Source organism: Klebsiella sp. JN_Kp121 (assembly GCF_040062145.1).
Lineage (GTDB): Bacteria > Pseudomonadota > Gammaproteobacteria > Enterobacterales > Enterobacteriaceae > Klebsiella > Klebsiella aerogenes.
Map to the genome: position 1 here is coordinate 103,183 of NZ_JBEAHX010000026.1, position 25,466 is coordinate 128,648.

Annotated in this window: 23 protein-coding genes and 1 tRNA gene; 8 read left to right on the forward strand and 16 right to left on the reverse strand. The window is 55.7% G+C overall.

Annotated elements, in window-relative coordinates; all coding sequences use genetic code 11:
• Nucleotides 1-149 precede the first annotated feature (149 nt).
• From cheZ to flhD, 12 genes are all read right to left on the reverse strand, one after another.
• Nucleotides 150-794, reverse strand: coding sequence for a protein phosphatase CheZ (gene cheZ / locus ABLU86_RS18240; RefSeq protein WP_015367337.1), 645 nt, complete (start codon nt 792-794; stop codon nt 150-152).
• 10 nt (nt 795-804) lie between these two features.
• Complete coding sequence (gene cheY, locus ABLU86_RS18245) at nt 805-1,194, reverse strand: chemotaxis response regulator CheY (protein WP_015367338.1); 390 nt, start codon at nt 1,192-1,194, stop codon at nt 805-807.
• Nucleotides 1,195-1,265: 71 nt separating this feature from the next.
• The gene (locus tag ABLU86_RS18250) at nt 1,266-2,315 is read right to left on the reverse strand and encodes a chemotaxis response regulator protein-glutamate methylesterase (protein WP_042892846.1); all 1,050 of its coding nucleotides are present in this window, start codon (nt 2,313-2,315) and stop codon (nt 1,266-1,268) included.
• Nucleotides 2,315-3,187, reverse strand: a complete 873-nt coding sequence (gene cheR / locus ABLU86_RS18255; protein WP_047053067.1) for a protein-glutamate O-methyltransferase CheR — start codon at nt 3,185-3,187, stop codon at nt 2,315-2,317. The genes ABLU86_RS18250 and cheR overlap by 1 nt, the downstream gene beginning before the upstream one ends.
• A gap of 28 nt (nt 3,188-3,215) precedes the next feature.
• A complete protein-coding gene (locus ABLU86_RS18260) occupies nt 3,216-4,826 on the reverse strand; it encodes a methyl-accepting chemotaxis protein (RefSeq protein WP_348796263.1) in 1,611 nt (536 codons plus the stop codon).
• An 83-nt stretch (nt 4,827-4,909) separates the two neighbouring features.
• Nucleotides 4,910-6,580 carry a methyl-accepting chemotaxis protein gene (locus ABLU86_RS18265; RefSeq protein WP_015367342.1) on the reverse strand — a complete coding sequence of 557 codons (1,671 nt, stop codon included), beginning with the start codon at nt 6,578-6,580 and terminating at the stop codon, nt 4,910-4,912.
• A 132-nt stretch (nt 6,581-6,712) separates the two neighbouring features.
• Nucleotides 6,713-7,213 (reverse strand): chemotaxis protein CheW, encoded by a 501-nt coding sequence (cheW, locus tag ABLU86_RS18270; protein WP_015367343.1) that lies wholly within the window; start codon nt 7,211-7,213, stop codon nt 6,713-6,715.
• A 33-nt stretch (nt 7,214-7,246) separates the two neighbouring features.
• Nucleotides 7,247-9,205 carry a chemotaxis protein CheA gene (gene cheA, locus ABLU86_RS18275; protein WP_015704929.1) on the reverse strand — a complete coding sequence of 653 codons (1,959 nt, stop codon included), beginning with the start codon at nt 9,203-9,205 and terminating at the stop codon, nt 7,247-7,249.
• The gene (motB, locus tag ABLU86_RS18280; protein ID WP_348796264.1) at nt 9,202-10,125 is read right to left on the reverse strand and encodes a flagellar motor protein MotB; all 924 of its coding nucleotides are present in this window, start codon (nt 10,123-10,125) and stop codon (nt 9,202-9,204) included. Before motB ends, cheA begins: the two co-directional genes overlap by 4 nt.
• Entirely contained in the window at nt 10,122-11,012 is an 891-nt protein-coding gene (motA, locus tag ABLU86_RS18285) for a flagellar motor stator protein MotA (protein ID WP_015704927.1), read from the reverse strand. Before motA ends, motB begins: the two co-directional genes overlap by 4 nt.
• 141 nt (nt 11,013-11,153) lie before the next feature.
• Entirely contained in the window at nt 11,154-11,735 is a 582-nt protein-coding gene (flhC, locus tag ABLU86_RS18290) for a flagellar transcriptional regulator FlhC (protein WP_015367347.1), read from the reverse strand.
• 2 nt (nt 11,736-11,737) lie between these two features.
• The gene (gene flhD, locus ABLU86_RS18295) at nt 11,738-12,088 is read right to left on the reverse strand and encodes a flagellar transcriptional regulator FlhD (RefSeq protein ID WP_015367348.1); all 351 of its coding nucleotides are present in this window, start codon (nt 12,086-12,088) and stop codon (nt 11,738-11,740) included.
• Nucleotides 12,089-13,339: 1,251 nt separating this feature from the next.
• On the opposite strand from flhD, the gene ABLU86_RS18300 reads away from it, so the two are divergent.
• The 4 genes from ABLU86_RS18300 (at nt 13,340) to ABLU86_RS18315 (ending at nt 18,191) form a co-directional block, all read left to right on the forward strand.
• Nucleotides 13,340-14,263, forward strand: coding sequence for an aminoimidazole riboside kinase (locus ABLU86_RS18300; RefSeq protein WP_015704926.1), 924 nt, complete (start codon nt 13,340-13,342; stop codon nt 14,261-14,263).
• A gap of 114 nt (nt 14,264-14,377) precedes the next feature.
• Nucleotides 14,378-15,748 carry a sucrose-specific PTS transporter subunit IIBC gene (locus ABLU86_RS18305; protein WP_015704925.1) on the forward strand — a complete coding sequence of 457 codons (1,371 nt, stop codon included), beginning with the start codon at nt 14,378-14,380 and terminating at the stop codon, nt 15,746-15,748.
• On the forward strand, nt 15,748-17,148 hold the full coding sequence (locus tag ABLU86_RS18310; RefSeq protein WP_015704924.1) for a sucrose-6-phosphate hydrolase: 1,401 nt from the start codon (nt 15,748-15,750) through the stop codon (nt 17,146-17,148). Before ABLU86_RS18305 ends, ABLU86_RS18310 begins: the two co-directional genes overlap by 1 nt.
• Before the next feature lie 29 nt (nt 17,149-17,177).
• Nucleotides 17,178-18,191 (forward strand): LacI family DNA-binding transcriptional regulator, encoded by a 1,014-nt coding sequence (locus ABLU86_RS18315; protein ID WP_045386433.1) that lies wholly within the window; start codon nt 17,178-17,180, stop codon nt 18,189-18,191.
• A gap of 51 nt (nt 18,192-18,242) precedes the next feature.
• Here ABLU86_RS18315 and cynS read toward each other — a convergent pair whose 3' ends face one another.
• Nucleotides 18,243-18,713 carry a cyanase gene (gene cynS, locus ABLU86_RS18320; protein WP_015704922.1) on the reverse strand — a complete coding sequence of 157 codons (471 nt, stop codon included), beginning with the start codon at nt 18,711-18,713 and terminating at the stop codon, nt 18,243-18,245.
• A gap of 33 nt (nt 18,714-18,746) precedes the next feature.
• Nucleotides 18,747-19,397, reverse strand: coding sequence for a carbonic anhydrase (locus ABLU86_RS18325; RefSeq protein ID WP_015704921.1), 651 nt, complete (start codon nt 19,395-19,397; stop codon nt 18,747-18,749).
• Nucleotides 19,398-19,506: 109 nt separating this feature from the next.
• Between ABLU86_RS18325 and cynR the strand changes: the two genes are divergently transcribed.
• The 4 genes from cynR (at nt 19,507) to ABLU86_RS18345 (ending at nt 23,476) form a co-directional block, all read left to right on the forward strand.
• Entirely contained in the window at nt 19,507-20,394 is an 888-nt protein-coding gene (cynR, locus tag ABLU86_RS18330; protein WP_020079229.1) for a transcriptional regulator CynR, read from the forward strand.
• A 220-nt stretch (nt 20,395-20,614) separates the two neighbouring features.
• The gene (locus ABLU86_RS18335; protein WP_021463497.1) at nt 20,615-21,052 is read left to right on the forward strand and encodes a DUF2231 domain-containing protein; all 438 of its coding nucleotides are present in this window, start codon (nt 20,615-20,617) and stop codon (nt 21,050-21,052) included.
• A complete protein-coding gene (locus tag ABLU86_RS18340) occupies nt 21,045-22,349 on the forward strand; it encodes a sorbosone dehydrogenase family protein (protein WP_015367358.1) in 1,305 nt (434 codons plus the stop codon). Before ABLU86_RS18335 ends, ABLU86_RS18340 begins: the two co-directional genes overlap by 8 nt.
• 194 nt (nt 22,350-22,543) lie before the next feature.
• Nucleotides 22,544-23,476 carry a LysR family transcriptional regulator gene (locus ABLU86_RS18345; protein ID WP_059304512.1) on the forward strand — a complete coding sequence of 311 codons (933 nt, stop codon included), beginning with the start codon at nt 22,544-22,546 and terminating at the stop codon, nt 23,474-23,476.
• An 82-nt stretch (nt 23,477-23,558) separates the two neighbouring features.
• Here the strand turns inward: ABLU86_RS18345 and ABLU86_RS18350 are convergent.
• Together ABLU86_RS18350 and ABLU86_RS18355 are read right to left on the reverse strand one after the other, a co-directional pair.
• Nucleotides 23,559-23,646, reverse strand: a tRNA-Ser gene (locus ABLU86_RS18350).
• A 143-nt stretch (nt 23,647-23,789) separates the two neighbouring features.
• A complete protein-coding gene (locus ABLU86_RS18355; protein WP_046884159.1) occupies nt 23,790-25,418 on the reverse strand; it encodes an ABC transporter substrate-binding protein in 1,629 nt (542 codons plus the stop codon).
• Nucleotides 25,419-25,466: the final 48 nt, after the last annotated feature.

Genomic DNA, 25,466 nt, shown 5'->3' on the forward strand with positions numbered 1-25,466 from the left:
GCCTGCAGTTCCTGTGTCGGGAGGGTAAAGAATGGCGGTCAGCATGCCAAAAAAATGGCGAAGTCATTGGCGGAACAACGGCGAAAAAGAGGGGTTATTTCATGGATGAGGGAAAAGCGGCAGGGGCGCAGCGACTGCGCCCCGCCTGGTCAGAAACCGAGACTATCGAGCAGATCGTCAACCTGCGCCTGGTTGGCGATGACGCCGACGCCATTCTGGTCAAGCTGCGGGCCGTTGAGCAGGCTATCGTTGGCCCGTTTCTCTTTCACCGGCGGTTCCGGCATGTTTTCCATCAGCACCATCAGCAGCTGCTTTTCAATTTCCTGCACCACGTCCATCATGCGCTTGATAACCTGACCGGTCAGGTCCTGGAAATCCTGCGCCATCATGATTTCCATCAGTTGGGCGTTGGTAAAGGAGGTATGGCCCGGCACCTGATCCAGATACTCACGGGTGTCGGTCACCAGCGCGCGCGCGTCGTCCAGTTCGATCGGATTAGCGAACCACTCATCCCAGCGCGATTTTAGCGCGCTGGCGCCGGACTCCAGTTCGGCCTGGCGCGGCTGCGCCGCCTCCACGCAGCTCAACGCCCGTTCCGCCGCCTGCGCCGTCATGGTGACAACGTAATCAAGACGGTCGCGGGCATCCGGGATCGCCTCGGCCGCCTGGGCAATCGCCTGATCGAGCCCCAGCTCGCGCATGCTGTCGCGCAGCATACGGGTGAGCTGGCCGATACGGGAGATTATCTCTCCCGCGGTCGCTGCATCGCTGGCAGGCATTGGAATCTCTCTCATCGCCCTCTCCTTACATGCCCAATTTTTCAAAAATCTTGTTGAGCTTTTCTTCCAGCGTCGCCGCCGTAAAAGGTTTCACCACATAACCGCTGGCGCCTGCCTGCGCGGCGGCAATAATATTTTCTTTTTTCGCTTCCGCCGTCACCATCAATACCGGCATCGCCGCCAGCGCGGCATCGGCACGAATGGTCTGCAGCAGCTCCAGGCCGTCAACGTTAGGCATGTTCCAGTCGGAGACCACGAAATCAAAGCTGCTGGCCCGCAGCTTATTTAGCGCGTCCGCGCCATCTTCCGCCTCTTCGACGTTGTTGAAGCCGAGCTCTTTAAGCAAATTTCTGATGATACGACGCATGGTGGAAAAGTCGTCGACGACCAGAAAACGGAGATTCTTATCTGCCATTACTACCCCTGAACAGTGTCATTTTTAACTCACTTCACACCACGCCGCCGGGACTTCCCGGCTGCGTGAATTTAAATTCGCAGCGCCTGGCCGCCGGCGATCTGCGCCAGCATGCGTTGGCTCATGCGCTCCAGTTCAACCACTTCGTTGACCCCACCGCTGGCGATGGCCTCGCGCGGCATGCCGAACACCACGCAGCTCGCCTCACTCTGCGCCAGGGTATAAGCCCCGGCGCGATGCATCTCCAGCATCCCCTGCGCGCCGTCGTTGCCCATGCCGGTGAGGATCACCCCCACCGCATTGCGCCCGGCGTGGCGGGCCACCGAGCGAAACAGCACATCCACCGAGGGACGATGGCGATTTACCGCCGGGCCGTCGTGCAACTTGACCTGATAGTTAGCGCCGCTACGCACCAGCTCCAGATGGCGATCCCCAGGCGCAATATAGGCGTGTCCCGGGAGCACGCGTTCGCCCTCTTCCGCCTCTTTCACCGTGATCTGGCACAGCTTATTCAACCGTTCGGCGAACGAGCGGGTAAATCCCGGCGGCATATGCTGGGTGATCAGCAGCGCCGGACTGGTGGCCGGCAACGGTTGTAGCACCTGACGAATCGCTTCGGTGCCGCCGGTGGAAGCGCCAATGGCGATCAGCTTCTCGCTGCTCAGCAGCGGTCCGTGGCTTAAAATGGCCGGCGGCTGGTCATTGGCGCGCTGCGGCAGCCGCGCCCGCGCGGCGGTGCGGATCTTTTCGCCTATCAGTTCGCTGTAGGCCAGCATGCCTTCGCGGATCCCGAGCTGCGGTTTGGTGACGAAATCCACCGCCCCCAGCTCCAGCGCGCGCAGGGTAATTTCCGAACCTTTACCGGTCAGCGATGAAACCATCACCACCGGCATCGGCCGCAGGCGCATCAGCTTTTCGAGGAAATCGAGGCCGTCCATGCGCGGCATTTCGACGTCCAGCGTCAGCACCTGTGGGTTAAATTTTTTGATCAGATCCCGTGCGACCAGCGGGTCCGGGGCCACCGCCACCATCTCCATATCGGCGTGGCCATTGACGATCTCAGTCATCAACTGGCGCATCAGGGCCGAATCATCAACACATAACACTCTGATTTTACTCATCACTTCTCCTTGGTCAGCCCATATACGGTCTGTCCACGCAGGTAGAAATCCCGGCTGATCTGGCTGAAATTCTCGGAGTGACCGGCAAACAGCAGCCCCCCCGGTTTAAGCAAGGGGACAAAGCGGCGCAGGATGCGCTCCTGCGTCGGTTTATCGAAATAGATCATCACGTTGCGGCAAAAAATCGCGTCGAACGGCCCCGGCAGCGCCCACTCCGCCGCCAGCAGATTCAGCGGCTGGAAGTTGACCCGCGCCGCCAGCTCCTGACGCACGCGCACCAGCCCCTGATACGGCCCGGTGCCGCGCAGAAAATAGCGCTGCATCTGCCCGGCGGTCAGGGTACGCAGATCTTCATGGCGATAAATCCCCGCTTCCGCTTTCTCCAGCACCTGGGTGTCAATATCGCTGGCCCAGACCTGGCAACTGCCCGCACGTTCCCCGAGCGCATCGCCGAGCGTAATGGCGATGGAATAAGGTTCTTCGCCGGTCGAGGCGGCGGTGCTCCACACGCTATAGTTCCCGGGACGCGAGCGCGCATGCTCCGCCAGAATCGGAAAGTGGTGCGCCTCGCGAAAAAAGGCGGTCAGGTTGGTGGTCAGCGCATTGATAAACGCCTGCCACTCGGCGCTGTGCGGGTCGCTTTCCAGCAGCGCCAGGTAGTCGCCGAAATCATGAATGCCCAGCAGACGCAAACGGCGCACCAGCCGGTTGTACACCATCTCGCGCTTATGCGCCGCCAGCACGATCCCGGCACGCTGATAGATAAGCTGGCTGATGCGGCGAAAATGCGCGTCGGAGAGCGGCAGACGCTGAGCCATCTGCGCCAGCGCCGATCCGCTTTCACGCGCCGCGGTTGATGTCGTCTGCTTCATGCCGACTCACCGGCAAAATACGAGCGGTTTATGCGGTTTGACAATCCAGGGTCTCCTTTACCGTGGATGAGGTTTCCGGCGCGACGAAGTTGTCGTCCGCCAGACGGAATACCGCCACTGCATCAGCGAGGGTAATCGCCTGCTCTTCCAGCGCAGCGGCGGCGGAAGCCGATTCCACCACCAGGGCGGCGTTCTGTTGCGTGACCTGATCCATCTGGGTAACCGCCTGCGTCACCTGCTCAATGCCGCGGCTCTGCTCATCGGAGGCGGAGGCGATTTCGCCCATGATGTCGGTCACCCGGGTTACCGAGCGCACGATGTCCTGCATGGTGGCGCCGGAATTTTCCACCAGCACCGAGCCGTGTTTGACGCGGCTGACGGATTCATCGATCAGTAGCTTAATTTCTTTTGCCGCCTGGGCGCTGCGGCTGGCCAGGTTGCGTACTTCACCGGCCACCACCGCAAAGCCGCGCCCCTGTTCACCGGCGCGCGCCGCCTCCACCGCCGCGTTAAGCGCCAGAATATTGGTCTGGAAGGCGATGCCGTCGATGACGCTGGTAATGGCACCGATTTTTTGCGAACTGTTGGCGATGTCGTGCATCGTGGTGACCACGTCATCCGCCAGCTCGCCGCCTTTGGCGGCGGTGGAGGAGGCATCACGCGCCAGCTGCGATGCCTGGCGGGCGTTATCGGCATTCTGTTTTACCGTCGCCGTTAGCTGCTCCATACTGGCGGCGGTCTCTTCCAGCGAAGCCGCCTGTTGCTCGGTGCGCGAGGAGAGATCGTTGTTGCCTTCTGAAATCTCCTGCAGGCCGATAAGAATCGACTCCGCGCCGTCGCGCACCGCGCCGACGGTACCAATCAGCGACTGTTGCATGCGCTGCAGGCTGGCAAATAGCTGGCTGATTTCGTTACGCCCATAGACCTCAATCGGTGCGGAAAGATCGCCGCTGGCGATACGTTCGAAATGGCCGTGAATAATATTCAGCGGCTGCACCAGCATGGTTCGCAGCCACCACATCGCGCTGAGGGTGACCACCAGCAGCATCAGCACCGCCCCGGCAACCAACCAGATTGACCAGCCGTAGGCCTGCTGGCTGGAGGCGCTGGCTTCATCGGTCGTCGCCTTCGCCAGCTGCAGATATTGCACAAAGTCGGCCTCAAAGCGGTCCTGTATTTTCTGCGTCGGCTGGTCCATAAAGGCCTGCAGGTTGCGATTTTCGAGGAACACGATCAGTTCGCGCAGCGCGCCGCGTAGATTCTCGTAGCTATCGCGCGTGGCATCGGCCAACTGCTGTTCCTGCTCATCCGCGCGAGGCGTGTCGAGGAACTGGTTAAAATAGAGATCGGCTTTTTGCAGCGAGCTGCGGGCGCCGCCCATCAGCGCATCCACCTGCTCCTGCGGCACCTTCAGCGCCGCGCGGGTACCGGCGCGGTTAAGGGTATTTCTCGCCTGTAACAGCGATACCCAGCTCAGGCTAAGCGCATCGCGCTGCTGGCTACTGACGGTAATACGTTCAAGATTGTGGTTGTCGGCGCGTAGCGCGACGTAAGAGAGCCCGGTGCTGATCAGTTGCATGATGCAAAAGGAGATCAGCAGCAGGAAAAGACTGGTAGAGATACGGATTCGGTTAAACATAGCAATCTCCTTGGTAGCCGGTCTCGGCCGGCTTACAACGCAAGAGAGGCCGCCGCGTGTAGGGATGCGGCGGCCGGTACCCGTTAGAACGTCTCCCAGTTATCCTGGTAGTCGCTGGCGCTGGTTTTTTTATGCGTAGCGATGGCGGCAGGCGCGGTTTTATTGCTGACCGGCGCTTTATACTCTTCCTGCCCTTCCGACTTCAGGCGGAAGACGGCAACCGACTGCGTCAGCAGGCTGGCCTGCTCTTCCAGCGCGGCGGCGGCCGAGGCCGACTCCTCCACCAGCGAGGCGTTCTGCTGGGTGACGCGATCCATTTCCGCTACCGCCTGGCCGACCTGGTCGATACCGCGGCTCTGTTCATCGGAAGCAGAGGCGATTTCGCCCATGATGTCGGTCACGCGGGTGACCGCATTGACGATATCGCCCATGGTGTCGCCGGCGCTTTCCACCAGTACCGAGCCCATATCCACACGGTTGACCGAGTCTTCGATCAGCGCTTTGATCTCTTTGGCCGCCTGGGCGCTGCGCTGCGCCAGGTTGCGGACTTCACCCGCCACAACCGCGAAGCCGCGACCTTGTTCACCCGCTCGCGCCGCTTCTACCGCGGCGTTAAGCGCCAGGATGTTAGTCTGGAAGGCGATACCATCGATAACGCCGGTGATATCGGCAATTTTCTGCGAGCTGCTGGCGATGTCGTGCATGGTTTCCACCACGTTGGCCACCACTTTGCCGCCCTTCTGCGCGGTTTCGGAGGCGCTCAGCGCCAGTTGGCTAGCCTGACGCGCGTTTTCGGCGTTCTGTTTCACCGTCGCTGTCAGCTGTTCCATACTGGCGGCGGTCTCTTCCAGCGATGCCGCTTGCTGTTCGGTGCGCGAAGAGAGATCGTTGTTCCCGGCGGCGATTTCCGATGCGCCGCTATAGATGGCATCCGCCCCCTGACGCACGCCGCTTACCGTTTCGATAAGCTCGTTCTGCATGTGCTTGAGGCTGGCGGCCAGCACGCCGATTTCATTACGGCTGGTCACCGGAATAGGCTGGGTCAGATCGCCGGACGCGATCCGTTTGATGTGTTCAATCATGCGGTTCAGCGGGCGCACCAGGATATGGTGGATGCCCATCCACACGCCGACGATCGCCGCCAGCACCACGATGATGACTACAATTAAGGTCCAGATCGCCGAGCTATAAGAGCTGTTGCTAGCGTCAACGGCAATTTGATACAGCTTGCCGTTTTGCTGCAGATAGGCGTTATAGGTCTGCTCGAAATCGTCCTGGTATTTTTGCGTCGGCTGGTCGAAGAAGGCGTTGATTTTACCCTCGCCCAGCAGCTGGATCAGTTCCGACAGCGCGCCGTACAGGATGCCATACTGCTGCTTAAGCTTTTCCGTCGCCTGAGGATCCTGACGCGGGTCCTGCGGGATTTTTTCATAGGCGGTGTAGTTGCGCTCGGCGCGCGCCAGCTCTTCTTTCGCTTTCGCCAGCAGCTCGTCGATAGTCGCGCCGCTGCCGATTTTGTTGGTATCCATCATGTAGCGGATCCCTGCGCGGTTCAGGGAGTTACGCGCCTGCAGCAGATCGACCCGACTTTCACTCAGCAGCAACTGCTGCTGACGGATGGTTTGCAGGACGGTAAAGTTCTCTTTATCGCTTTTCAGCGACGAAAAAAACAGACCGCCCGATATCAGCTGCAATGCGCCAAATAGCACCAGCACTAATAAAAGACTGGTGACGACCTTAATACGATTAAACATGTTTCCCCTTCCTGGAAGCCTGAACGGCCAGGCTTTACGTATGTGACTGAAAGGGTTATCGGCGTACGGGAGGGGAACTTTATGCCAGGCGGGGACTATTTTTACCGGGCGCGACCGGGCGCGCCCGATTGCTTAGTGGCTTTTGGCGACGTTATCGACCAGCGCCATCTCTTCGCTGCTGAGCAGCTTTTCGATATCCACAAGGATCAACATGCGCTCTCCGAGCGCGCCAAGACCGGTGAGATATTCGGTCGCCAGCGTCACTGCGAATTCCGGCGCCGGGCGGATCTGTTCGGCGGTAAGAGACAACACGTCGGAGACGCCGTCGACCACAATCCCCACCACCCGCTGGCCGAAGTTAAGCACGATAACCACCGTGTTTTCATCATAAGAGACGCCCTGCTGGGCGAATTTTACCCGCAGGTCGATAATCGGCACGATCACCCCGCGCAGATTGGTGACGCCTTTGATGAAATCCGGGGTGTTGGCGATCCGCGTCACCTGGTCATAGCCGCGGATCTCCTGCACTTTCAGAATATCGATGCCGTATTCTTCATTGCCGAGGGTAAAGATTAAAAACTCCTGACCTACCGTTTCGCCAGCCAATTTGCTGACGGTTGCTAATCCTGCCATGGTCTGCACCTGTTAATTTGATGAGATGAGTCGTTATGCGGCCGCTGCGCTCAGCAGCTTTTCCCGATTGAGCATTTGCAGCGCCGACACGTCGACGATCAGCGCCACGCTGCCGTCGCCGAGGATCGTCGCCGCGGAAATTCCCGGCACTTTGCGGTAATTGCTTTCCAGGTTTTTCACCACCACCTGGTGCTGGCCGATCAGTTGATCCACCAGCAGCGCATAGCGGCGGCCGGCGCTTTGCAGAATCACCACGATGCCCTGAGTGGCCTCGGTTTTCGCCCCGGCGACATCAAACACCCGGTAGAGCTCCACCAGCGGTAGATACTCGCCGCGAACCTGCAGCATCCGCTCGCCGCCGGCCATTGGATGCAGGTCTTCGGCCTGCGGCTGCAGCGATTCCATCACCGCGTTGAGCGGCAGAATAAAGACCTCTTCATTGACCTTGACCGACATGCCGTCGAGGATGGCGAGCGTTAGCGGCAACAAAATACGAATCGAGGTCCCTTTGCCCGCACGGGAATGGATTTCTACGTGACCGCCCATCTCCTGAATATTCCGTTTCACGACGTCCATGCCGACGCCGCGGCCAGAGACGTCGGTCACCTGTTCCGCGGTTGAAAAGCCCGGCGCAAAAATAAGCATTCCGACCTCTTCATCACTCATGCTGTCGCTGACCGCCAGCCCCTGCGCCGCCGCTTTGGCGAGAATTTTTTCGCGATTGAGCCCGGCGCCGTCATCGATCACTTCGATGCAGATATTGCCGCCCTGATGTTCAGCGGACAGAATGAGATTGCCCACCTCAGACTTACCTGCCGCCAGACGGGTTTGCGGATCTTCAATACCGTGGTCGAGGCTATTGCGCACCAGGTGGGTTAACGGGTCGATAATGCGCTCGATCAGGCTCTTATCAAGTTCGGTGGAGCTGCCCTGCAGCGTCAGTTCCACCTGCTTATTGAGCTTGCCGGCCAGGTCGCGTACCAGCCGCGGGTAGCGGCTGAATACATATTCCATCGGCATCATGCGAATCGACATCACCGATTCCTGCAGGTCGCGAGCGTTACGTTCCAGCTGGCTCATGCTGTTGAGCAGATCGCCATGCGTCACCGGATCCAGGTTACCCGAGCGCTGCGCCAGCATGGACTGGGTGATCACCAGTTCGCCGACGAGGTTAATCAACTGGTCAACTTTCTCTACCGCCACGCGAATACTGGTCGATTCGCTGGCCTTCGCTCTCGGCGCTTTCGGCGGCTCGACGACAGCAGGCTGCGGTTGGGCGACCGGCGGCGGCACAACTTCGGCCGATGGCAATGGTTTAGCGGCAGTGGTTGGCGGCGTGGTAAAGCTGATCTGTTCCGGCTCAAGAACGAAACAGAGCACCGCGCAAATATCTTCTTCGCTGGCGGTGGTCAGCAGGGTCACCTCAAGGCTATTGTCAGTTTGCTGCGGATCATGTACCTCGCCGAGATTGCCAAGCTCTTCCAGCATCAGCGGAATTTCATTGGCTTTAAGCCCGGTTAAACTCACGCGCATACCGCCGGCGACGGCCGTCGGCGCAGGCTGGGCCACGACGGGCGGCGCGGCTGGCGCGTCCTGCTGCTGCGCTTCCAGCGCCAGCTGCCGCAGCGCCTGGCAGATATAGTCAAAGCTCTCAGCGTCAGGCTGCTGCGAGGTTTTATAGGCGTCCAGTTGCTCCTGCATAATATCTTTGGTTTCCAGAAACAGATTGATAATTTCGGTGCTCAAGCGCATCTCCTCGCGCCGGGCGCCGTCGAGCAGGTTCTCCAGCAGATGGGTGGTTTCCTGCAATACGGAAAAGCCAAACGTCGCCGCGCCGCCTTTGATCGAGTGCGCCGCGCGAAAAATAGCGTTTAGCGGTTCGATATCGGGGGCCTGCGGATCCAGCTCCAGCAGGTGTTGCTCCATGTCTGCCAGCAGCTCATCTGCTTCATCAAAAAAAGTCTGATAAAAAGCGCTAATATCCATGCTCATGGGGTCACCTCAGGGTGTGAATCGCGGTTAACCGGCGCGGGCGCGACCAGCTTTGGCAGCGTATCCGGCTGGCTAATCTCCAGCGCATTGCTTTCGCCATTTTCATGTTCGATGCTCTGCTGGGTCTCTTTGTTAAGCACCAGTACGGTAATGCGGCGGTTGATGGCATCATCGGCGCCGTGCTGTTTCAGGCTAATGGTCGCCGCCATACCAACCACCCGCAGCACCTTCCCTTCCGCCAGCCCGCCGGCGATCAGCTCGCGGCGCGAGGCGTTGGCGCGATCCGCCGACAGTTCCCAATTGCTGTAACCACGTTCGCCGCTGGCGTAGGGGATGTCATCGGTATGCCCGGCGAGGCTTATCTTGTTCGGCAAATCATTGAGGATTGGCGCAATCGCTCGCAGGATATCGCGCATATAGCTTTCCACCTGAGCGCTACCGGTTTTAAACATCGGCCGATTCTGGCTATCGATAATCTGAATGCGCAGTCCTTCGTCCATCATGTTGATCAGCAGATGCGGACGTAGCGCCTTCAGGCGCGGGTCTGACTCAATCAACTGATCGAGCTTGTCACGCAGTTTGTTTAGCCGTAGCTCTTCGGCACGTTTATCCGCGGTATTGATCTGCTTGCTGACTAACCCGACTTCACGGGTCGGGTCTTCGCCGCCGCCGGGGATCGGGCTGCTTTCCGAGCTGCTTTTATCGCCGCTGGTGAGGGCGACTTTCAGCGGCGTACGGAAATATTCGGCTATTTGCGTCAGCTCCTGCGGGCTGGCGATCGCCAGCAGCCACATCACAAGGAAGAAGGCCATCATCGCCGTCATAAAATCGGCATAGGCAATCTTCCACGAACCGCCGTGATGGGCGGGCTGGTGTGATTTGCGCTTTCTGACCAGAACCACCGGGTGATTATGCTTCATGCTTCTTCGCTTTCCGTCGCCTGCGCGGCAGGCGCTTTCACCTGGCGTACGTGTTCTTCAAGCTCGACAAACGACGGGCGCTCGGTGGTGTATAACGTTTTGCGGCCAAATTCGACGGCGATTTGCGGCGCGTAGCCGTTGAGGCTGGAGAGCAATGTCACCTTGATGCACTGCATCATCTTGACGGTCTCGGCGCTTTTTTGCCGCAGCAGCGTCGACAGCGGCGAGATAAATCCATAGGCCAGCAGAATGCCGAGGAAAGTCCCCACCATCGCGTTGGCGATAAGCGCCCCGAGCTCTGCCGCCGGACGGTCCGCCGAGGCCAGCGCGTGCACCACCCCCATTACCGCCGCGACAATACCAAATGCCGGCAGAGAGTCGCCGACCATCGCCAGGCTGCCGGCGGGCACTTCGCTCTCCTGTTCGAAGGTTTCGATCTCTTCGTCCATCAGCGCTTCAATTTCAAAAGCATTCATGTTGCCGCTCACCATCAGGCGTAAATAATCGGTTATGAACTCCACCAGATGGTTATCGGCAAGGATGCGCGGATAATTAGCGAAAATTTCACTTTCCTGAGGATTGTCGATATCGAACTCAAGCGACAGCATTCCCTGTTGACGGGATTTTGCGAGCAGCAGGAACAGCAACGCCATCAGATCCATATACAGCGCCTTGCTGTATTTGGAGCGACGTACCATTTTGGGCAAGGCCCGCAGCGTGGATTTGATGGCCTTTCCGTTGTTGCCGACGATAAACGCGCCGATGCCGGCGCCGCCGATAATCAGGAATTCCGCCGGCTGGTACAGCGCGCCAAGGTGGCCACCCACCAGTAAATAGCCGCCAAATACCGCTCCCAGGACCACGAGATAACCCAATATCACTAGCACACGCATACCTCAAATTAACAATGTGGATGGCGGGCGAGGCAAACGCGCCCTGGCGTAAACCAGGCGGGGAATGGGGGGCGGCATACCGCCCCTGCGTATTACACGTCGAAATGGATTGCCGTAAGTCGTCGGAACGGCGACTTACATGACGCGTTTAGCCTGCTCGTCCAGCAGTTGAGAGGTTATATCGGCCAGTTGCGGAGAAAGTTTACGTCTTTTTACGGCGCGTGACGGCGGTTGGCATAACGTGCAGACGAAATCGTGCTGCGGATGGTGCGCGTGGGTGATAAATGAGCCGCCGCAGTTGTTGCAGGCAGAGAGCTGCAGCATACCGCTATCAACAAAGCGCACCAGCGTCCAGGCGCGGGTCAACGCCAGTAGCGGCGCTTCGCCCGCTTCTTGCGGACACTGTTCGAGGTACAGGCGATAGGCTTTGATCACCGCTTCTACTCCACTGCATTTGCCGCTCTTCAGCAGGAACAAATAGGCGTTGTAGAACATCGACGAATGAATATTCTGCTCCCAGGTCATAAACCAATCGGTCGAGAACGGCAGCATCCCTTTCGGCGGCGGGCTGCCGCGCAGCTCTTTGTAAAGTTTAATTAAGCGCCCGCGGCTGAGCTGAGTTTCACTCTCCAGCATCTGCAGACGCGCGCCGAGGGAAATCAGCTCCATGGCGAGCTGAATATCCTTCGCTTCCTGAACAATACTTTTCTCAGCCATTATCAAACACTTTTCTTCGCTGCAGCGCCTTCTTTGGCGCGGAGCTCTTGCAGCAGGTGACTGGAAAGCAGGATACCGGTATGGATCTGCTGGAGGTCATCAACGCGCGACTCTTTGGTCAATTGCTCGATAGTCTGATGGTCGCTGAAGCGCAGATTGCACACCAGCTGATTAGTTTCAGCCAGTTTCACCATCTGCGGTAACGTCAGTTGCGCCAGGGTATCAACCATGGTTTCGTCAATTCCCAGACGAAACATTGCGGATACTTTTTCATCGTTGATCAGCCGCTGTGCTAAAAATAAATACGACAGGTTGAAGTCATAAATATGCTTAAGTAATTCGGAGGTACCCATAATCCCTATCCCGATAAGCCATGTTAGAAAACATACACGGGGCGTGATACTTAATCGCCCGTGACCTCAGTTATTTCCCCAAGACGGCAATTAAAACGCTCACTCGCGATAGCTAAAAATTCAGCTAATCGTCAAACTCACCCCACTGTTAATAGTTTGTTACAGGTGCAAACTGGAGTGGAGGATGTAAAGAATTTGCTTCGAGAGAGTTGAATTGCCATGAAACTATTTTTAGAAATTCTATAAGAATATTCTTAAGGCGGCGCAACTCTACTCCCGAATCATTAGCACACACAATTAAGTATGGGGAAATTTTGAATATAATGAGACATTGATCACAAAAACAAAAAATAATACCGGTAACAACACCTCATTTCGATCACTTTATAACCAATATTCGATCATTTAACGATCACAAGTAAATGAATTACCTTAAAAAAAGTGTTATCAACCATTGCAATTAGTTTTATTTGGCACATTTAGAACAAAAAAATAACATTATAAAAATTGAAGTATAAAAATCTGAACGAGCGTTAAATTCAACGTAAATCATTAGTTTTTACGATAAAAAATAACCATGGTGTAATACAAGGATATTAGATCTAATACCCTGATAGCACCTACGGAAAACGTATAAAAATCGAACAGCAACAGACTGGGGCTGCCTGTTTTTTCGGCTTAACGGATTGTACAAGATGCGCGCAACTTACCCCCAGTCGGGACGCCTGGCGCTATTTTTCCGCGCCTGTTTGTGGCTCAACTTCGCCAGATACGGATAAATTTTTTATAACATTTACCGCCTGGTGCATTACCCAAAATGGGTATTTTTTCCCGAGTTTCTTTTCTAACATTCCTTTAACGATACGAGCTTATTACCACGTTAAAATAATAAAAAATGAGAAGTAATTAATGGTCTCACCCTCTCCCGTAAACCATCATGAATATATTTTTAAACCACCCAACAACGGCGAATGAATATTAATAAATAGGTATATGAGGATTTTTTCTCCGGCAATAAGCTCCTATCGTCCTGGCCCCCCCCCCCCTATTATTGGTAGGGAAAAATGACACGTTCATTTGCAAAGCTGTAGTAAAGAAAAAATAGCTAGCACGAAAGGTGCAATATCTCGACTGGATCACATTTCATCGTTGCCGTTCGCATTTTCATCACTTCCTCGTTCCGTTGGATTTTCGGTTATGTTTAAATTAGCTAAACCGGTTTAACAAAGTTTAGCTAAAAGGAATATCAGTATGACCAGTAAAGTATGGGTACTCGGCGATGCGGTCGTCGATCTGCTGCCTGAGGGCGATGGTCGTTTATTACAGTGCCCGGGCGGCGCACCGGCTAACGTCGCGGTCGGCGTCGCGCGGCTTGGCGGCAATAGCGGGTTTATTGGTCGGGTCGGCGACGACCCTTTTGGCCATTTTATGCGTCAGACGCTGTGCCAGGAGAACGTGGATATCAGCCATCTTTCTTTAGATCCCGCACAACGTACCTCAACCGTCGTGGTAGCGCTGGATGAACACGGCGAACGCACCTTTACCTTTATGGTCCGTCCAAGCGCCGATCTTTTTTTACAATCAGACGATCTCCCGCCATTTGAGGCCGGCCAGTGGTTGCACGTCTGCTCTATCGCTCTCAGCGCCGAGCCCAGCCGGAGCAGCGCTTTCGCGGCGATGGAACAGATTAAACATACCGGCGGCAGCGTCAGCTTCGACCCTAATATCCGCAGCGATCTGTGGCAGGATCCCCAGCTGTTACGGCGTTGTCTCGACCGGGCGCTGGCATTGGCTGACGTGGTGAAACTGTCGGAAGAGGAGTTGGCCTTTATCAGCGGTAGCGACGATATTGCCCGCGGTATTGCGCGGTTCCGCGAGCGCTTTCAGCCAAAACTGCTGTTAATCACGCAAGGAAAAGCCGGGGTGCAGGCGCTGTTCCAGCAACAGCATATTCACTTCCCGGCCCGTCCGGTGGTCAGCGTTGATACCACCGGAGCCGGCGATGCCTTTGTTGCCGGGCTACTCGCCAGTCTCGCCGCTCACGGCTTCCCTGAAGATGTCGCCGCGCTGGAGCCGATCGTCGCGCTGGCGCAAACCTGCGGCGCGCTGGCGACCACCGCCAAAGGCGCGATGACCGCCTTACCGTACCAGGCCGATGTGAACCGCCAGTATTAACGATGAAAGCAGGCAAAATAATTAAAACGTTTTAGCAAAATTAGCAAAGCGGCCATTAGGGGCATTCCAGGCCCCCAATAGCCCATGATGATGACAGACTTTGTAGAGGGTACTATGGATTTTCAACAGATTTCTCGCGCTCTGCTGCCGCTGCTCGGCGGCAAAGAAAATATCGCCAGCGCCGCGCACTGCGCCACCCGCTTGCGTCTGGTACTGGTCGATGACGCGCTCGCCGACCAGCAGGCCATCGGTAAAGTTGAGGGGGTAAAAGGCTGCTTTCGTAACGCCGGCCAGATGCAAATCATCTTCGGTACCGGCGTGGTCAATAAAGTGTATGCCGCTTTTATTCAGGCGGCCGGTATTAGCGAGTCGAGCAAATCCGAAGCCGCAGACCTGGCGGCGAAAAAACTGAATCCGTTCCAGCGGATCGCCCGCCTGCTGTCGAACATCTTTGTGCCCATTATTCCGGCGATCGTCGCCTCCGGCCTGCTGATGGGACTGCTGGGGATGGTGAAAACCTACGGCTGGGTCGAGCCGGGCAACGCCATCTACCTGATCCTCGATATGTGTAGTTCGGCCGCTTTTATTATCCTGCCAATCCTGATCGGGTTTACCGCCGCGCGTGAATTCGGCGGTAACCCTTATCTTGGCGCAACCCTCGGCGGTATTCTTACCCACCCGGCGCTGACCAACGCCTGGGGAGTGGCTTCGGGATTCCATACCATGAATTTCTTCGGCCTCGAGGTGGCGATGATCGGTTATCAGGGGACGGTGTTCCCGGTGCTGCTGGCGGTGTGGTTTATGAGCCTGCTTGAGAAGCAACTGCGACGCCTGATTCCCGACGCGCTGGATCTGATCCTCACGCCGTTCCTGACGGTTATTATCTCCGGTTTTATCGCCCTGCTGATAATCGGCCCGGCCGGTCGTGCCCTCGGCGACGGCATCTCATTTATTCTCAGCACGCTTATTGCTCATGCTGGTTGGCTGGCAGGGCTGCTATTCGGTGGACTGTATTCGGTGATCGTCATCACCGGTATCCACCACAGCTTCCATGCCATCGAAGCCGGGCTGCTCGGTAACCCGTCGATCGGCGTCAATTTCCTGCTGCCTATCTGGGCGATGGCTAATATTGCCCAGGGCGGCGCCTGTCTGGCGGTGTGGTTTAAAACCAAAGATGCGAAAGTGAAAGCCATTGCCCTCCCGTCCGCCTTTTCGGCGATGCTGGGCATCACTGAAGCGGCGATATTCGGCATCAACCTGCGCTACGTTAAGCCCTTTATCGCCGCGTTGATTGGCGGCGCGGCAGGCGGCGTCTGGGTCGTCTCCATGCACGTCTATATGACCGCCGTCGGCCTGACCGCCATCCCCGGAATGGCTATCGTGCAGGCCAGTTCCCTGCTTAACTACCTCATCGGGCTGGCTATCGCATTTGTGGTCGCCTTTATCGTTTCGCTGACGCTCAAATACAAAACGGATGCAGAATAATGTCGCAGCCTTCTTTGTTACCGTTGGTCTTGCAGGCCGTCATGAACCACCAGCCGCGCGCGCTGCGGGATAAGCACTATCCGCAGTGGCATCTGGCGCCGGTATGCGGGCTACTGAACGATCCGAACGGTTTTATCCACTTCAATGGTCGTTATCATCTGTTTTATCAGTGGAATCCCCTCGCCTGCGATCACCGCTATAAGGGCTGGGGACACTGGAGTTCGCCGGATCTGCTGCACTGGCGGCACGAACCGATTGCCCTGCTGCCAGAGGAGGAGTACGACCGTAACGGTTGTTACTCCGGCAGCGCGGTAGATAACAACGGCATCCTGACGCTGTGCTACACCGGTAATGTGAAATTTAACGATGGCAGCCGTACCGCCTGGCAGTGTCTGGCGACGCAAAATCCCGACGGCACTTTTCGCAAACAGGGCCCGGTGCTGGCGCTGCCAGCAGGCTATAGCGGCCACGTGCGCGATCCCAAAGTCTGGCGCGATGGCGATCGCTGGTTGATGGTGCTGGGCGCGCGCGATCTGGCCGACCGCGGCAAGGTACTGCTATTCAGCTCTACTGATTTGATGCAGTGGAATAGCCATGGCGAAATTGCCGGTAGCGGACTTAACGGCTTGAAAGACGCCGGCTATATGTGGGAATGCCCGGATCTGTTCCCGCTCGGCGATCGGTATATTTTACTGAGCTGCCCGCAGGGATTGCCGCGTGAGGCACAGCGCTTCCTGAACACCTATCCGGCAGTCTGGATGCAGGGCCATTTCGATCAAACCGCCGCCACCTGGCGCCATGGCGCGATCGAAGAGCTGGATAGCGGCTTCGAATTCTATGCGCCGCAAACCACCCTGGCGGAGGATGGTCGCCGTCTGCTGGTTGGCTGGATGGGGGTTCCCGACGGAGAAGAGATGCAGCAACCTACGCGGGCCCACGGCTGGATCCATCAGATGACCTGCCTGCGGGAACTCAGCTGGCGCCACGGCACGCTGTATCAAAATCCCGTGCGCGAACTGGCGGCGCTTCGCGGCGAGGCGCAAGGCTGGCAGACCGAACCGCTGGCGCTGCAGCCGATGGAACTGGCCTTCGAGGTTGCGCCAGACGATGCGCTGACGCTGGATTTCGCGGGCGCGCTGCAGCTTTCGCTGGACAGCCGCGGCGTACGTCTGGCCCGTCGAAGCCTGGTGGCCGATACAGTCGATTACCGTTACTGGCGCGGCGCGGCGCATAAACTGCAGATCCTCATCGACCGTTCCAGCGTCGAAATCTTTATTAACGATGGCGTGGGAGTGATGAGCAGCCGCTTCTTTGCGGATTATCCTGGAAAACTGGTATTCAGCGGTGCGACGCCGGGGGCATTCTGCTGCTGGCCGCTGCGGCCATGCATGGTAGAATAAGCGTTTTGCTTTCAGGCGCCTGTCTCGTGATGAAACCTAAACGCATTACCATTAAAGATATCGCCGAACTGGCTGGCGTCTCTAAAGCCACCGCCAGCCTGGTCTTGAACGGTCGCGGTAAAGAGCTGCGCGTGGCGCAGGAGACGCGCGAACGGGTGCTGGCTATCGCCCGCGAGCAGCACTACCAGCCGAGTATTCACGCCCGTTCACTGCGCGATAGCCGCAGCCATACCATTGGTCTGGTTGTGCCAGAGATCACCAACTATGGTTTTGCCGTGTTTTCTCACGAGCTGGAAACCCTGTGCCGCGAAGCCGGCGTACAGCTGCTTATCTCTTGCACCGATGAGAATCCCGGTCAGGAGAGCATGGTGGTCAATAATATGATTGCCCGTCAGGTCGATGGTTTAATTGTCGCCTCTTGCATGCATAGCGACGCCGACTATCTGAAGCTCAGCGAGCAGCTGCCGGTGGTGCTGTTCGACCGTAATCCAAACGACAGCGCGCTGCCGCTGGTGATGACCGATTCACTGGCGCCGACGGCGGAACTTATCGCCCGTATCGCCGGGCAACACGCGGATGAGTTCTGGTTTCTCGGCGGGCAGCCGCGGCTCTCGCCCTCGCGCGATCGGCTGGCCGGATTTAGTCAGGGATTAGCCCAGGCAGGGGTTGAGTTACGCCCGGAATGGATCATCAACGGCAACTATCACCCAAGCTCAGGCTATGAGATGTTTGCCGCGCTGTGCGCCCGTCTCGGGCGGCCGCCGAAGGCGCTGTTTACTGCCGCCTGCGGCTTGCTGGAAGGGGTACTACGTTATATGAGCCAGCATAACCTGCTGGATTCCGGGATCCATTTAGCCAGCTTCGATGACCACTATCTGTATGATTCGCTATCGCTGCGCATCGACACCATCCAGCAGGATAACCGCCAGTTGGCCTGGCACTGCTACGATCTCATTAGTCAGTTGATCGACGGTAAAACGCCACAGCCGCTACAGCGCTATCTGCCCGCCACGCTGCAAATGCGTTATCAGCCAGCCAGATAATAACGGGCCTGGATCGTGGTTCAGGCCCGTACTGTTAACGGTTAATTGTCATCAGAAAGGTTTCGTTGGCAGATACTTTCCATCGAAAGTAATCACCGCACGATGTCCGCCTTCCGGATCGCTGACTTTTTTCACATCCAGCTTAAAATTAATCGCGCTGATGATCCCGTCGCCGAATTTTTCATGAATGAGCGCTTTCAGCGTAGTGTCGTAGACCTGCAGCATTTCATAGAAGCGATACATGGTCGGATCCGTCGGCACGCGGTCCTCAATGGAGCCTCTGACGGGGATCGTTTGCAGCAGTAAAATATCATCGTCGTTAAGTTCCAGTTTCGCTCCTACCATTTTCGCGACTTCGGCAGGCAGCGGATGCTGGCCCAATAGCGCGGCCGTCACGAAGGCTTCTGATAAACCGGTGCCTTCAACCAGTTGTGCAAAGGAGAGATCCTTTTTGGCTTTAATCAGCAAAATTTTATTCGCTAACTCCAGACGAACTTCGCGGCTAACTTGTGACTGAATCATGGTGTGACCTCGTTATATCGTAGTGAAATGAAATTACTGACCGTAAACCGGCACCGCTCGGGTATCCGGATGACCGGCCAGCGAAATAAAAGCTCTGGCATTGCCGTCATAAGCGGCAATATCCCCTGTTTCAATGTCATATACCCAGCCATGTAGCGACAGACGTCCTTCATCAAGCGCCAGTCGTACCGCAGGATGGGTTTGAATATTCGCCAGTTGGGCAATGACATTTTCATGCACCATCGCCGCGGTTTTGGCCTGCGGATCGCGATGCTCGCGGGCATCGTTCACCACTTTTGCCGAATCCGCATATTGCAACCAGTGCTTGACGGCGGGGACATGATCCAGACAACTACACTGCGCAATCGCCGTCATCGCCCCGCAATCGGAGTGACCGCAAATCACAATATCCGTGACCTTCAGAACGGCAACGGCATATTCCACCGATGCCGATACGCCGCCGGGCTCCGGACCGTATGAAGGGACAATATTGCCGGCATTACGGATGACAAATAGATCGCCGGGTTCTCGCTGGGTGACCAACTCCGGAACCATCCGGCTATCGGAACAGGAAATAAACAGCGTACTGGGGCTCTGCCGGGAGGCTAAACTTTTAAACAGTTCAGCGCGCTCAGGAAATGCATCACGTTGAAATTTAAGAAAACCGTCAATGATTTCTTTCATGATAATGTCTACCTCGCTGTGGAATGTCAGGGAGGTTACGCGCCGCATGGCATAAAATAAAAGTCTTGTTTATAATCAAACTCATCCAAAAAACTTATGGATTGTAAGTGTGAATATTCGCTACGTTAGATATTTCCTCGCCGTCGCCGAACATCAGGGTTTTACCCGTGCGGCGGAAGCCCTGCATATTTCACAACCGGCGCTCTCACAGCAAATCAGGATGTTAGAAGAGAGCCTGGATGCGCAGCTTTTTGACCGTAGCGGCCGGCATATTCATCTAACGGACGCGGGAGAAGTGTTTTTGCAGTATGCCCGTCAGGCATTTCAACTGCTGGATGAGGGTCAACGCGCCATTCATGATGTCGCAGACCTCAGCCGCGGTTCTCTACGTATTGCCGTGACGCCCACTTTTACTTCCTATTTCGTCGTCCCATTAGTGGCGGAATTTCATGCGCGTTATCCGCATATCACGCTGGATATTCAGGAGATGCCGCAGGAGAAGATGGAGGGCCTGCTGCTGGAAAATGAGCTGGATATTGGTATTGCCTTTGCCGGGGGGACCGCGCCAGACATTGTTTCCACCCCGCTGTTACAGGAAGTGCTGGCGTTGGTTGTCGCGGACCATCACCCGTTGGCCCGCGAAGAATCCCTTTCTTTGAGCCAGCTCGCCGCGGAGGAGTTTATTCTGCTCAATCATCATTTCGCCACCCGGTTGCAAATTGACCACTGCTTACAGCAAGCCGGTTTTCACCCGCAGGTGACCATTGAAATGCACTCGATCAATGCCATCCTCGATATCATCCAGCGAACCCAATTAGTGACCATTCTGCCGCTAAATGTCGCCGCCCAGCGCACTGGCCTGGTGACCCGATTGCTTAAAGAAGCCGCGCTTGAGAGAACCGCGGTGTTAATGCAGCGCAAAGGCGCCCGACCAAAAGCTGCGGCGCGAATTTTCGCCGAAATAGCCCGGGAGCTGGCAGCCCAAATAGAAAGTTAAGCGTACGATGGCGCGGCCAGCATCTGGCCCGCCGCCTTCCTTCTGCAACAATCTTACCGTAGCCAGTATGACCATTTGCGCAAAACAGATTTCCCGCGATTGGCATACTGAAATTGTTAACAATATGTATAATTTTATCTGCTAAGCGGTATTCATTATTCCGGCTTGAACGTCAGCATTATTTTCATCCTACCTTATTCCCCCTGACAAGGAATTGACAATGAGTGAACGCTCTCATGACCGAGGTAATAGCCTTGCGATGGTCATATATAATCTACTCAATCCGGTGCCTTACGGCTTTTTTATCGCCGGTCTCATCTTCGATATTATTTATCTCTACAGCACTAACGTGATGTGGGGAAAATGCGCCAGTTGGCTTATTGCCCTTGGCCTTATTTTTGCCATCATTCCGCGGTTGATTAATCTGGCGCAGGTCTGGTTTTTTACTCCTCGACGCCCGGCGGCAAAAATTGATTTCTGGCTAAACCTTATCGCTATTATTGCCGCGTTGGTAAACTGTTTTGTTCATAGCCGCGACGCCTGGGCGATTGCGCCGCAAAACGTAATCTATTCATCGATTACCGTTATCTGTCTGCTTGTCGCCAATATTATCAGCTCCACTTGCCTGGCTAATAATAAGGGGATTCGCCATGAATAAATTACTCCTGCCCCTGCCCGTTATGCTCGCCACAGCGCTGGCGCTGTCAGGATGCGATGAGAAAGCGAAACTCAGCCCGGATCAGCAGGTAGGGCCCGATCCCGTAATGCCGAAGGCCCAGGATTTCCTGATGCCGCCGATGCAGGTTCCCCGCGGCGTGGGCTGGAAGAGAGATGGACAACCGGCGGTTGCCCAGGGGCTGAAAATAGAAAAAATAGCCGATGGATTCCTGCATCCCAGAATGGTCTATGTCCTGCCAAACGACGATATTCTGGTCGTTGAAAGCAACGGTCCTGGCGAGGAACCGCTGACTACGCCGAAACAGCTGATTGCCGGGATAGTGAAAAATCAGTCAGGCAAAGGTGGAAAAGGCGGGAATCGCATTACGCTATTGCGTAAAAACGCCAGCGGTTGGGAGAAACATATTTTCCTTGAACACCTGCACTCGCCTTTCGGCGTACAACTGATTGGAGATGATCTTTACGTCGCCAATACCGGCAACATCATGCGTTATCACTACCAGCCGGGGGCGACACATATCAGCGATGCGGGGAGCGAGCTGGCTGACCTGCCCAGCACCGTCAATCACCACTGGACCAAAGCGTTACTGGCAAGCCCGGATGGTAAGAAGCTGTATGTGGGCGTCGGCTCGAACAGTAATATCACTGAGAATGGACTGGATATTGAATATCGTCGCGCCACGGTTCTGGAGGTTGATACGGCAACCGGCGCAAGCCGTATCTTCGCCAGCGGTATCAGGAATCCTACCGGACTCGGTTGGGAACCGCAGACGGGCAAGCTTTGGGCTATTGCCAATGAGCGCGATGAAATCGGCGCCGACCTGGTGCCCGATTATTTAACTTCGGTGCAGGATGGCGGGTTTTATGGCTGGCCGTGGAGCTATTTCGGACAGCACGTTGACCGCCGCGTACAGCCGCCGCGCCCGGACATGGTCGCCAAAGCGATCAAACCGGATTATGCCCTGAGCTCCCACGTTGCGCCGCTGGGAATGCTGTTTTATACCGGAAAAATGTTGTCGCAAACCTATCAGGGCGGCGTGTTTATCAGCGAGCATGGCAGTTGGGACCGTTCGCCGCTGAATGGTTATAAAGTCAGCTTCGTCGCTTTTAAAGACGGCAAACCGGTCGGTAAACCACAGAGCGTGATCACCGGCTTTGTCTCTCGCGATGAGAAAGAGCTGTACGGCGCGCCGGTCGGACTCGCGCAGGATAATGAAGGGGCGTTAATCATTGCCGACGATGTCGGTAATACCGTCTGGCGCGTCAGCGCAAAATAAAATATCACTATCAATTTTCCGGCTTCCCGCGGTCAGGGGAGCCTTTTTTATGCCCTAAAATTATTATCCATAGATATTGCCGGGAATAATGGAGAAAACAAAGTGATAAGCTGAGTTATCAGGACCGCTATCGTAGTTGACTACACCAGAACAGGTTGCTGAGAAACATTCATCATCAAAGAGACGTAGAGCAGATGAACCATTTATCCGCAATCAGAACATTCGTTAGCGCCGCTGACTATAAAAGTTTCAGCGCCGCCGCCAAAGCCTTAAATATTGAAGTATCCACCGTCTCTCGCCATATTTCCGAGCTGGAAGAGTATTTACAGGTGACGTTGTTTAACCGCTCAACCCGTGGATTAGCATTAACCGAAACCGGGGCATTTTTTTACTCGCACGCCCAACAACTGTTATTACAATGGGAGGAAACCCGTCAGTTAACTTCCGCACTGGATAAACAGCCTTCCGGCCTGCTGCGGTTAAGCGTACCCAGTACCTTCGGCCGTCTGCACGTGATGCCTTTTGTTGATGAATTTCTTCGCCTGCACCCCAACATTTCGCTGGATATTAGTTTTAACGATGAAGTGCAGGATCTGATTGAAGCGCGCATCGACCTGAGTATTCGCATCGGCATTTTGCCTGACTCCTCGATTCATGCCCGTAAACTGGCTTCTCAGACGCGTTCAGCCTGGGCCAGCCCGCAGTGGATTGCGGAAAACCGCCCTTCTGCCACGCCGGGCGCCGACCAGCAGCAGATCAATATCGTGATGTTTTCTCGCCTGCATGGCGCCGGTTGGTATACCCGTAAGATGGGTTCAGAAGATGAATGGCAGCGCATCTCGATTAACTACCGACTGAGCGTTAGCGATAGCGCCGCCATGCTTTATGCCTGCGTCAATCACACCGGGATTGCGATTTTACCGAACTGGCTATCGCAGCAGGCAGAAGAACAAGGGCTCATTCAACGGGTATTCCCGGAGTGGGAATTTAGTATGTTCCCTAGCGAAACCGCCATCTGGATGCTGTACCCGCAAAACAGGAGAGTGCCGCATAAAGTCCGAGCCTTTATCGACTTTATGGTTGAAAAGATTGGGATGCCGCCCTACTGGGAGGAGGAGACTCATTAATGACGAGAGAAGTTGAAGCAGGGATGTGCCGGAGGAGCCCAAAGCAAAAAGGGGTTACCTTTCGGTAACCCCTTTTCATATTTGGCGGAAGCGTAGAGATTCGAACTCTAGAACCCTTTCGGGTCGCCGGTTTTCAAGACCGGTGCCTTCAACCGCTCGGCCACGCTTCCGGTATGGGGCGCACTATAAACACCTCTGCCGATGCTGTAAAGCATCATTTTGTTCAACTGCCTTAAAAACAAACAAATCTGTGTTATTCGTCTGAATTTCAGGCAGTTTGCACAGAAATTCGGCGTTAAGAGCGCCCTTTGACTCAATGTTTTATGATGTACATATCTTTGGTGTAGTAGTAACCCAGCTTATCCGGCTCGAAGCCGCCGACCCACGGCTTCACTAAATGGGTACGCACATAGTGATAAACCGGAATCGCGGGCACATCCTCAGCCAACAGATCCTCCGCCTGCTGATAGAATTTGCCACGCGCGGCAGTATCCGCCGCCTTCGCCGCATCATGCAGCGCCTTATCATAGGCCGGGTTACTGTACTGGCTGGTGTTTTCGCTGTCGCCGGTGCGGAAGTTATTCAGGAATGACGCCGCATCGTCATAATCGGCGATCCAAGCATAACGTACGGCATCAAAATTATGCGTATGCATGGTATCCAGCATGGTCTTCCACTCCTGGTTCTGCAGCTTCGCCTCTACGCCGAGATTTTTCTTCCACATCGAACTGGCGGCGATAGCAATGCGCTGGTGCGTCTCCGAGGTGTTATACAGCAGATTAAAGACCAGCGGATGGCTTTCATTAAAGCCCGCCTCGTTAAGCAGTTTTTTTGCCTCGGCAATGCGTTTGTCGCGCGGCCAGCTGGCGTAATCCGGTTGTTTCAGCGTGACGCCGCCGATATCGGGCTGGCTAATCAGCCATGCCGGACGTTGTCCCTGCCCCATCACTTTATCGGCGATGATATCTTTATCCAGTCCCATGTTGAGCGCCCGGCGCACTCGGGGGTCATTAAAGGGCGGTTTAGTGGTATTGAGTTCGTAATAGTAGGTCGCCAGCTGTGGCGCAACGTTCAACTGCGAGCCCATCGTTTTCTTGAGTAACGCAAACTGGTTCACCGGCACCGTATAAACAATATCTATCTCACCGGCTTTATAACGATTCACATCCGCCGCTTCGGAAGTAATCGGCAGATAGGTCACTTTATTGATTACCGTATGTTCATTATCCCAGTACTTAGGATTGCGTTGCGCCACGATGCGCTCGTTGACGACCCACTTCGACAGCGTGTAAGGGCCGCTGGTGACAATATGTTCCGGTTTAGTCCATTTATCCCCAAAACGCTCCACCAGCACCTTATCAATAGGCACCAGCGACGGGTGAGCAAGCATTGCGAGGAAGGCGGCGTTAGGCTGGTTTAACGTGACCTGCAGCGTGGTATCGTCCAGCGCTTTTACGCCGAGAGTTTCCGGCGGCTGTTTCCCCTCCGAGATGTCGCGGGCGTTAACAATATGCATATTGCCCGGATAGCTGGCGTACGGCGAAGCGGTGGTCGGTGTGACCAGGCGCTGCCAGCTCCAGACGATATCCTGCGCGGTAATCGCTGAACCATCGGACCAGGTGATCCCCGGACGCAGATGGAAAGTCCAGATGAGGTTATCTTTATTCTCCCACTTCAGCGCCAGCCGCGGCTGAATCTCGCCCTGCGGCGAAACGCTTACCAGTCCTTCGAACAGATCGCTAATGATATTAAACTCGACGTCGCTTTCGACCTTATGCGGGTCGAGCGAAGCGGGTTCATTACCGTTGTTCCTGACAAGCTCCTGTTTTGCTGCAAGTTCGGTACCCTGCGGGACCTGGGCGGCTATTGCCGTGGCCGCGCTGCCGAGTAAACCCAAAACCAGTAATGCGTGTGTGATGTGGTTATATTGTTGTCGTTTCATTTCCCTTGCCTTTATGCTTCGTTGATACCCCTTCCACACTTAGTCGCT